Source organism: Tabrizicola thermarum, assembly GCF_003574395.1.
GTDB lineage: Bacteria > Pseudomonadota > Alphaproteobacteria > Rhodobacterales > Rhodobacteraceae > Tabrizicola > Tabrizicola thermarum.
In genome coordinates, this window is record NZ_QMJY01000061.1 from 1 (window position 1) to 8,271 (window position 8,271).

Here is an 8,271-nt window from a genome sequence, read left to right on the forward strand (position 1 = left end):
CCAAGACCTTCCTCTCCGCCGTCGCCCTCGCCGCAACCGTCATGTTCTGGCTATGAAACAAGAACGAGTCCTGACCCTAGCCGAAAAACGCACTGTTATGGTTCTTGTAACGGCGTTCCTTGTAGACAAAAAATGGACAGAGCGCGATTTGATCAAACGGCGACAAAATGGACAGCCGTTCTAAAAGCAAAAGCCGCCCAACCATGAGGCTAGATGGCTTTCGAGCTCCTTCTGCCATGGGCAGATGAACAAAGGTGAACATAGCGCTTTCTGCTAGCTGGTCAAGTGCCTTCCGTCTCGGCGGCCTTCTGATTTCCTAAAAGTCAAGCATTATCTGTTGCATGCGGTCTGCTCAAGAATAGATCGGCTCGGCCTCCTGCAAGAACCGAACTTACCGTATCTGAGGTTCTCATCACCCCCAAACCCCTTAACAAACCCCTAACGCCCACAGAAATCCCCCAATAAAATCAACACCTTGGGATTCGCGCCGCGCGCGGCGCACCACGGGGGAGTCCCTTTCGGCCCCCACCGGACCCCCCGGCACCGCCCCTCACAGACCCCCCACCGCCGAGGCCAGCCGAAAGCTGATCGCCTCCGCGATGTGGGGCCGCCGGACCCGCTCGCTCCCCTCCAGGTCGGCAATCGTCCGCGCCACCCGCAGGATCCGGTGATACCCGCGCGCCGACAGGCCCATCCTCTCCGCGACCCGCCCGATCAGCTCCTTCCCCTCGCTGTCCGGCCCCGCATGCTCCTCCAGGCTCGCCCCCTCCAGGTCCGCGTTCACCCGCAGGCTGGCCGACCCAGAGAACCGCGCCGCCTGCCGCTCCCGCGCTGCCGCGACCCGGGTGGCGATGCTGGCCGAGCTTTCCCCGGTCGAGGGCAGGTCGAGGTCGGCGAAGGCCACCGGCGGCACCTCGACCCGCAGGTCGAACCGGTCGATCAGCGGCCCCGAGATCCGGCCCAGATAGTCCTCCCCGCAGATCGGCGCCCGACCGCAGGCCCGCGACGGATCGGACAGGTAGCCGCACTTGCAGGGGTTGGCGGCGGCGACCAGCAGGAACCGGCAGGGATAGCGGACATGGGCGTTGGCCCGGGCGACCATCACCGTCCCGGTCTCGATCGGCTGGCGGAGGGTGTCGAGCACGGTCCGGGGAAACTCGGGGAACTCGTCCAGGAACAGCACCCCGTTGTGGGCCAGGCTGATCTCGCCCGGCTTCGCCCCCCGCCCCCCGCCGACGATGGCCGCCATCGAGGCGGTGTGGTGCGGCTCGCGGAACGGCCGGTCGCGCGAGATGCCGCCCTCGGTCAGAAGTCCGGCCAGCGAGTGGATCATCGAGGTCTCCAGCGCCTCGGGGGCGGACAGCGGCGGCAGGATGCCGGGCAGGCGGGCGGCCAGCATCGACTTGCCGCTGCCCGGCGTGCCGACCATGAACAGGTGGTGCCGCCCCGCGGCGGCGATTTCCAGCGCGCGCTTGGCGCGTTCCTGGCCCTTCACCTCGCGGAAGTCGCGCGGGGTAGCGGTGCGGACGACTTCTCCCGCTTCGGCGGGAAGCAGGGGGGTGCGGCCGGTGTAGTGGTGCAGCACCTCTTCCAGAGAGGACGCGGCAAGGACAGTGGTGGCACCGACCCAGGCGGCCTCGGCCCCGCAGGCCTTGGGGCAGAGCAGCGCGCGGTCCTCGACCGCGGCCGCCATGGCAGCAGGCAAGGCCCCGGCGACGGCGATCAGACGGCCGTCGAGGGACAGCTCGCCAAGAGCCACGGTGCCCTCGATGTCTTCGCGCGGGATGATCTCGAGCGCGGCGAGGAGGGCGACCGCGATGGGCAGGTCGAAATGCGAGCCTTCCTTGGGCAGGTCGGCGGGCGACAGGTTCACCGTGATCCGCTTGGCCGGCAGCGCAATCGACAGCGCCTGAAGGGCCGCGCGGACCCTTTCCTTGGCCTCGGTCACCGCCTTGTCGGGCAGACCCACCAGAGTGAAGGAGGGCGAGCCGGGAGAGACGGCACATTGCACCTCGACCAGGCGGGCCTCGACCCCCTCGAAGGCGACAGTGAAGGCCCGGGCCGTCATCCTTTCGGTCCCCAGCCTTCTGACCGGTCAAGCCCTGCCCCAAGACCCGGACCCCGCCGCCACGTTCCGCACCGCGCCATGCGCCCCACCCGATTCACCTTGGTTAACGGGTAGGGCGAAATGGTTTACGAGTGGTAAAGCGCCATGAACTTCGGCCAGGCCTCGGCGTCGGCGAGGGTCTTGTCGCGGCAGAAGGCGTTGCAGAAGCCGAAGCGGCGGCCATAGATTTCCAGCGCATGGGTGACGGGCTTGCCGGAATAGGGGCAGGCGCTGTTCACGGTGTCGGCGCAGTCCACCCTCCTCGCGGGCAGCGGCACCGGGCCGGGCCAGTCGCGGCGGGGGTAGTCGCGGCGGTAGAAGTCCTGATCCGCGCCGTCGATCAGGCCCATCGCGCGCCAGCGGCGGAAGCCGGGATGCGACAGATGGGCGTTGACGTAGAGCATCGCCTCGGGTCCGACCGGCAGGTTGTAGGTGGCGATACGGCTGGCGACCGGGGCGAAGAAGGCGTCGGCCGCGGAATAGGCACCGCAGAGCCAGGGGGTCGTGGAGCCGGTCGTCTGCCGCGCCCAGGACCAGAGGGTTTCCAGGCGGCGGAGGTCGGAAAGGACTGCCTCGGGCGGCTTGCAGTCGGTGTAGCTGACACGCAGGTTCATCGGGCAATGACTGCGAAGCGCAGAGAAGCCCGCGTGCATTTCGGCGGCAAGGACGCGGGCGGTCGCGCGGGCGTGGGGATCGGAGGGCCAGAGTCCGGCGTCGGGGTGGCGGGTCGCCAGTTCCTCGGCAATGGCGATGGTCTCGGGCACGACCGCGCCGTCGGGCGTGCGCATCGTCGGCGCGGTCCGCGCGGGAAAGTAATCCTTCAGCAGTGTCGGCAGCTCGTCGGTATAAAGCCGGGCCGAGTGTGTCCGCACCGGGATGCCGAACGCGTCGAACAGAAGCCAGCCGCGCAGGGACCAGCTGGAATAGGCACGGTCGCCGATCACGAGGTCGTACGGGGGAAGGTCATAGGTCATGTATGTTGTCCTTTCGCCGGCATTTGACCCACGGCAGAGGCGGAAGGGAAACGCAGATTTGTGGCGTCGGCCATCACGGACAGCGATTGACCGACAGAACCCCGGGCGGAGCAAAGGTCAGACAGGTGACCGACAGGTTGGCAATGGTCTGGGCCAGCGCCTGATACGGGGTCAGCCCGGCGGCGCGCTGATACTGGGTGAGGATGACGCCGAAATGCGCGACCACGATGATGTCGGGCAGCGGCGGCAGGCGGCCGAGGGCGCGTTCGACCCGATCGGCGGCGGCATGCCAGCTTTCGCCCCCGGGCGGCGCGATCTGGCCGGGCTCTTCCCAGTAGCGGCGGCTGAGATCGGGCCAGCGCCGGGACACCTCGTCGAAATGCAGGCCCTCCCAGTCGCCGAAGTTGAACTCGCGCAGGTCGGGGTCATGCGGCAGGCGGGGGCGGGTCTTGCAGATGGCATCGGCGGTTGCCGTGGCCCGGCACAGGTCGGACGAGATCACCGGCGCCTGCGCGGGCAGATGGGCGTCCAATCGCGCGAGAGCTGCCGTATCGGTCAGATCGGCGGGGATGTCGCGCCACCCGGCGAAGGCCCTGGTGTGGGTCGGACCATGCCGCACGAACCAGAACCGCGTCACGGCAGGCTGCCTTTCAGGACCAGCGGCAGACCGGCGATGACCGTCACGACCAGCCCGGCGACCTCGGCCAACCGCTGGTTCAGCCGCCCCTGTTCATCCCGAAACCGTCGGGCCAGTGCGTTTTCGGGAACGATTCCCCAGCCGGTTTCGTTGGATACGATGACGACGGGGGCCGGGCAGGCCGCAAGGGCGTTCAGAAGGCGCGCAGTCTCGGCGGCAAGGTCATGGTCGGCGAGCAGGTGGTTCGTCAGCCAGAGCGTGGCGCAATCGATCAGCACCGCCTCTTCGGCCCGCGCCGCCGCGAGGGGGGTTGCAAGGTCGAGAGGGGCCTCGTCGGTCGTCCAGCCGGCGCCCCGCTCGGCCCGGTGTCGCGCGATCCGGTCGCGCATCTCGTCATCCCAGGCTTCGGCCGTGGCGATATAGCGGCGGCGAAGACCCGAGGCGGTGACCAGAGCCTCGGCAAAGCGGGATTTCCCCGACCGGGCGCCGCCGATGACAAGCGTGACGGGCGGAAGTGATCCGGTCAAAGGCGGGCTCCGTAGAAGGGATAAACAACAGGCGATTGCGCCACGGCAGGATGCGGAGGTTGCTATGGCACTTGATGGATATACCGATCTCAGGATGTCGCGCCAAGCGATGAAGGCCGAGCTGCTGGATGCCGAAACGGAAATCCGGCTGGCCCGGGCCTGGCGCGACCAGCGCGACGAACGCGCGCTGCACCGGTTGATTACCGCCTACATGCGACTGGCGATTTCGATGGCGGCGAAGTTCCGCCGCTATGGCGCGCCGATGAACGATCTGATCCAGGAGGCGAGCCTCGGCCTGATGAAGGCAGCCGACAAGTTCGACCCGGACCGGGGCGTGCGCTTTTCCACCTATGCGGTCTGGTGGATCAAGGCCTCGATCCAGGACTATGTGATGCGCAACTGGTCGATGGTGCGCACCGGGTCCACCTCCAGCCAGAAGGCGCTGTTCTTCAACCTGCGCCGGGTGCAGGCCAAGCTGGAACGCGAGGCCTCGCAGCGGGGCGAGACGCTGGACCAGCACCAGTTGCGACAGATGGTCGCGGCGGACATCGGGGTGCCGGTGGCGGATGTCGAGATGATGGAGGGACGGCTTTCCGGGTCGGATTATTCGCTGAACGCCACTCAGTCGTCGGATGAAGACGGGCGCGAATGGATCGATGCGCTGGAAGATGACGGCGTGCAGGCCGCCGAGGTGATCGAGGATGCCCATGACGGCGCGCGCCTCCGGGGCTGGCTGGTCACGGCGATGCAGGGGCTGAACGCGCGGGAACGCTATATCGTGACCGAACGCAAGCTGAAGGATGAGGGCCGGACGCTGGAATCCCTTGGCGAGGAGCTGGGCCTGTCGAAGGAGCGTGTCCGCCAACTGGAGGCGGCGGCCTTCGCCAAGATGCGCAAGAGCCTGGAAGGCCAGTCGCGCGAGGTGCGGCATTTCCTGTGACCTGCGCGGGCTGGGGCTGCTGCTGAATTGACCGCTTGTGCGCAAGTCTGCTGGCTCTTGGTGGCGTGTAAAGAAATCGACCCTGCTCAGGGCACGCCTTGCGCGGGCACCTCCGGGTGACGCTGGCCGTCAGGGATGCGCGGCGCGGGTGTTGAGTTTGCCCCGCGCCGCCCCTACACCTTGGGGCAGGCCACGGGGGATCTGCCGATGCTGGCGGACAAGCGCATTCTTCTGATCATCGGCGGCGGGATCGCGGCCTACAAGGCGCTGGACCTGATCCGTCGCCTGCGCGAGCGTGGCGCCCAGGTCCGCGCGGTGATGACCGGAGCCGCGCAGCAGTTCATCACGCCCCTGTCGGTCGGGGCGCTGACGGCGGATCATGTGTTCACCGACCTCTTCGACCGGCAGGACGAACAGGATGTCGGCCATATCCGCCTGTCGCGCGACGCGGACCTGATCGTGGTCGCACCGGCCACGGCAGACCTGATGGCCAAGGCGGCTCATGGATTGGCGGGGGACCTGGCAACGGCAGTGCTCCTGGCGGCGGACAAGCCCGTGCTGATGGCCCCGGCAATGAACCCCGCGATGTGGGCGCATCCGGCGACCCGGCGCAATCATGCGCAGCTTCAGGCGGATGGCATTCGCTTTGTCGGCCCGAACCGGGGCGAGATGGCCGAAAGCGGCGAGGCGGGCGAGGGCCGGATGGCCGAACCGCTGGAGATCGTCGCGGCAGTCGAAGGCGCGCTGGGCGGGGGGCCGCTTTCGGGCAGGCATGTGATCGTGACCTCGGGGCCGACGCACGAACCCATTGATCCGGTGCGATATATCGCCAACCGCTCCTCGGGCGCGCAGGGGACGGCGATTGCGGCGGCTCTTCGGGCCCTTGGCGCAAGGGTGACTTTCGTGACGGGGCCTGCGTCAGTGCCTCCACCCTCGGGCGTGACGGTCGTGGCCGTGGAAACCGCGCAGGAAATGGCGGCGGCGGTCGAGGCTGCCTTGCCGGCCGATGCGGCGGTGATGGCGGCGGCGGTGGCGGACTGGCGGGTGGCCAATGCCAGCGCGCAGAAGCTGAAGAAGGATGGGTCGGGCCGCGCCCCGGCGCTGGAGTTTGCCGAGAACCCGGACATCCTGGCTTTGGTGGCGAAGGGTCCGAAACGGCCCCGGCTGGTGGTAGGGTTCGCGGCGGAAACAACGGATGTGGTCGCCCATGCCACGGCCAAGCGGGCGCGCAAGGGCTGCGACTGGATCCTGGCGAACGACGTGTCGCCCGCGACGGGGATCATGGGCGGGGCCGAGAACGCGGTCACGCTGATCTCGGAAGCCGGGGCCGAAGTCTGGCCCCGGATGGGCAAGGATGAAGTCGCACGGAAGCTGGCGGCGCGGATTGCCGAGGCGTTGCGCTGATCGAGAGCGCGGAGCCTCCGGTGGGGATATTTTGGGACAGATGAAAGGTTCGGCAATGGGTCCTGTTGTGCAGGTGCTTTGGGAAGACTGGGCCGACCGGAGCCTGCCCTTGCCCGCCTATCAGACGGCGGGGGCGGCTGGGGCGGACCTCTGTGCGAACTTTCCGCCGGATGCGCGAGAGGCGGGTCTGACGCTGGCCCCGATGCAGCGCGCGATCTGTCCCACGGGCCTTCGGGTGGCGGTGCCGGAGGGGTATGAGATGCAGGTGCGGCCGCGGTCGGGCCTGGCCTCCAGGCACGGGATCACGCTGCCGAATACGCCAGGAACGATCGACAGCGACTATCGGGGGCCGTTGGGGGTGTCGCTGGTCAATCTGGGAACCGAGCCCTACACGATCCGCCACGGCGACCGGGTGGCGCAGGTTGTCGTGGCCCCCGTGGTGCAGGCGGGCTTTGCGATCGTGGAGGCGCTGGACGACACCGCGCGGGGGACGGGCGGGTTCGGCTCCACGGGCTTGCGCGGATGATCGGGCTTCTGGGCTTTGCCGGGCTTTGGGCGCTGGGCCGCTGGCGCGGCTGGGGGGCGCAGTGGCTGTGGCTGGCGGCGGGGTGGTGGGGCCTGCTGATGCTTGTCCATCTGCCGATGCAGGTGGAAAACCCCCTGTCCCGGGTCCTGGGCGGCGACTTCCGGGGCTGGACGGTGTTCGGGCTGCTTGCTGCGGTCGCGCTGGGGTACCGCGAGGTGCTTCGCATGGTTCGCCGTCGGAAGGGGACCGAGCCGGAGGCTGCTCCTGCGACGGGGACGTTCCGCGAGGCCGAACTGGACCGCTATGCCCGCCACATCATCCTGCGCGAGATCGGCGGGCCGGGGCAGAAGCGGCTGAAGGCGGCGAAGGTTCTTGTGGTGGGGGCGGGGGGCCTGGGGTCTCCGGTCCTGCTGTATCTGGCGGCGGCGGGGGTGGGGACCATCGGGGTGATCGACCATGACGTCGTGGAAGGGTCGAACCTGCAGCGGCAGGTGATCCACACCGACGGGCGGATCGGGATGCCGAAGGTCTTCTCGGCCGAGGTCGCCATGCGCGCCCTGAACCCGTTCATCGAGGTGCGGCCCTATCATCGCAAGCTGACCGAGGAAATCGCGGTCGATCTGGTCCGCGACTACGATCTGGTGCTGGACGGGACGGACGATTTCGACACCCGCTATCTGGTGAACCGGGCCTGCGTGGCTGCCGGGGTGCCGTTGATTTCCGGGGCGATCACCCAGTGGGAGGGGCAGATCAGCCTGTTCGATCCGGCGAAGGGCGGTCCCTGCTATGCCTGCGTCTTCCCGGTTCGCCCCGCGCCGGGGCTGGTGCCGACCTGTGCCGAGGCGGGGGTGGCGGCCCCCCTGCCGGGAGTGATCGGGTCGATGATGGCGATGGAGGCGGTGAAGTGGGTCACGGGGGCCGGAGAGACCCTGGCGGGGCGGCTGATGATCCACGATGCGCTGTATATGGAGACCCGGGTGATCGGGGTGAAGAAGCGGGCGGATTGCGAGGTCTGTGGGGGGGCGCATTGAGGGGCGCCGCGCGTGGTGCGGTTTTCGGGGCTTTTGAAATCAATGGGTTGGCTATGGGCGTTTACTTTGGGTTAACTCAAGTTCCAAGTGCAACGGTTGTTGTTGTTTTTTCGAGTTCCTCGGCG

General features: G+C 68.0%; 9 protein-coding genes. 5 read left to right on the top strand and 4 right to left on the bottom strand.

Annotated elements, in window-relative coordinates:
• On the top strand, positions 1-184 hold a 184-nt coding region (locus D5084_RS18735), incomplete at its 5' end, for a hypothetical protein (protein WP_238382591.1).
• A gap of 366 nt (positions 185-550) precedes the next feature.
• On the opposite strand, the gene D5084_RS09265 is transcribed toward D5084_RS18735, so the two are convergent.
• The 4 genes from D5084_RS09265 to cobU form a co-directional block, all read right to left on the bottom strand.
• Entirely contained in the window at positions 551-2,068 is a 1,518-nt protein-coding gene (locus D5084_RS09265; protein WP_128515217.1) for a YifB family Mg chelatase-like AAA ATPase, read from the bottom strand.
• A 125-nt stretch (positions 2,069-2,193) separates the two neighbouring features.
• Positions 2,194-3,081 carry a glutathione S-transferase gene (locus D5084_RS09270; RefSeq protein WP_128515218.1) on the bottom strand — a complete coding sequence of 296 codons (888 nt, stop codon included), beginning with the start codon at positions 3,079-3,081 and terminating at the stop codon, positions 2,194-2,196.
• A gap of 73 nt (positions 3,082-3,154) precedes the next feature.
• The gene (locus D5084_RS09275) at positions 3,155-3,718 is read right to left on the bottom strand and encodes a histidine phosphatase family protein (protein ID WP_128515219.1); all 564 of its coding nucleotides are present in this window, start codon (positions 3,716-3,718) and stop codon (positions 3,155-3,157) included.
• Positions 3,715-4,245, bottom strand: a complete 531-nt coding sequence (cobU, locus tag D5084_RS09280) for a bifunctional adenosylcobinamide kinase/adenosylcobinamide-phosphate guanylyltransferase (RefSeq protein WP_128515220.1) — start codon at positions 4,243-4,245, stop codon at positions 3,715-3,717. Before cobU ends, D5084_RS09275 begins: the two co-directional genes overlap by 4 nt.
• 64 nt (positions 4,246-4,309) lie before the next feature.
• Between cobU and D5084_RS09285 the strand changes: the two genes are divergently transcribed.
• From D5084_RS09285 to D5084_RS09300, 4 genes are all read left to right on the top strand, one after another.
• On the top strand, positions 4,310-5,185 hold the full coding sequence (locus tag D5084_RS09285) for an RNA polymerase factor sigma-32 (RefSeq protein WP_128515221.1): 876 nt from the start codon (positions 4,310-4,312) through the stop codon (positions 5,183-5,185).
• A 207-nt stretch (positions 5,186-5,392) separates the two neighbouring features.
• Positions 5,393-6,589 carry a bifunctional phosphopantothenoylcysteine decarboxylase/phosphopantothenate--cysteine ligase CoaBC gene (coaBC, locus tag D5084_RS09290; RefSeq protein WP_128515224.1) on the top strand — a complete coding sequence of 399 codons (1,197 nt, stop codon included), beginning with the start codon at positions 5,393-5,395 and terminating at the stop codon, positions 6,587-6,589.
• A 55-nt stretch (positions 6,590-6,644) separates the two neighbouring features.
• Positions 6,645-7,115 (top strand): dUTP diphosphatase, encoded by a 471-nt coding sequence (gene dut / locus D5084_RS09295; RefSeq protein ID WP_128515222.1) that lies wholly within the window; start codon positions 6,645-6,647, stop codon positions 7,113-7,115.
• Positions 7,112-8,146, top strand: a complete 1,035-nt coding sequence (locus tag D5084_RS09300; protein WP_128515223.1) for a HesA/MoeB/ThiF family protein — start codon at positions 7,112-7,114, stop codon at positions 8,144-8,146. The genes dut and D5084_RS09300 overlap by 4 nt, the downstream gene beginning before the upstream one ends.
• The last annotated feature ends 125 nt before the right edge of the window (positions 8,147-8,271 follow it).

Coding starts and splice junctions, on each gene's coding strand:
- D5084_RS09265 (WP_128515217.1), bottom strand. CDS start 2,068: ATGACGGCCCGGGCCTTCACTGTCGCCTTCGAGGGGGTCGAGGCCCGC.
- D5084_RS09270 (WP_128515218.1), bottom strand. CDS start 3,081: ATGACCTATGACCTTCCCCCGTACGACCTCGTGATCGGCGACCGTGCC.
- D5084_RS09285 (WP_128515221.1), top strand. CDS start 4,310: ATGGCACTTGATGGATATACCGATCTCAGGATGTCGCGCCAAGCGATG.
- coaBC (WP_128515224.1), top strand. CDS start 5,393: ATGCTGGCGGACAAGCGCATTCTTCTGATCATCGGCGGCGGGATCGCG.
- dut (WP_128515222.1), top strand. CDS start 6,645: ATGGGTCCTGTTGTGCAGGTGCTTTGGGAAGACTGGGCCGACCGGAGC.
- D5084_RS09300 (WP_128515223.1), top strand. CDS start 7,112: ATGATCGGGCTTCTGGGCTTTGCCGGGCTTTGGGCGCTGGGCCGCTGG.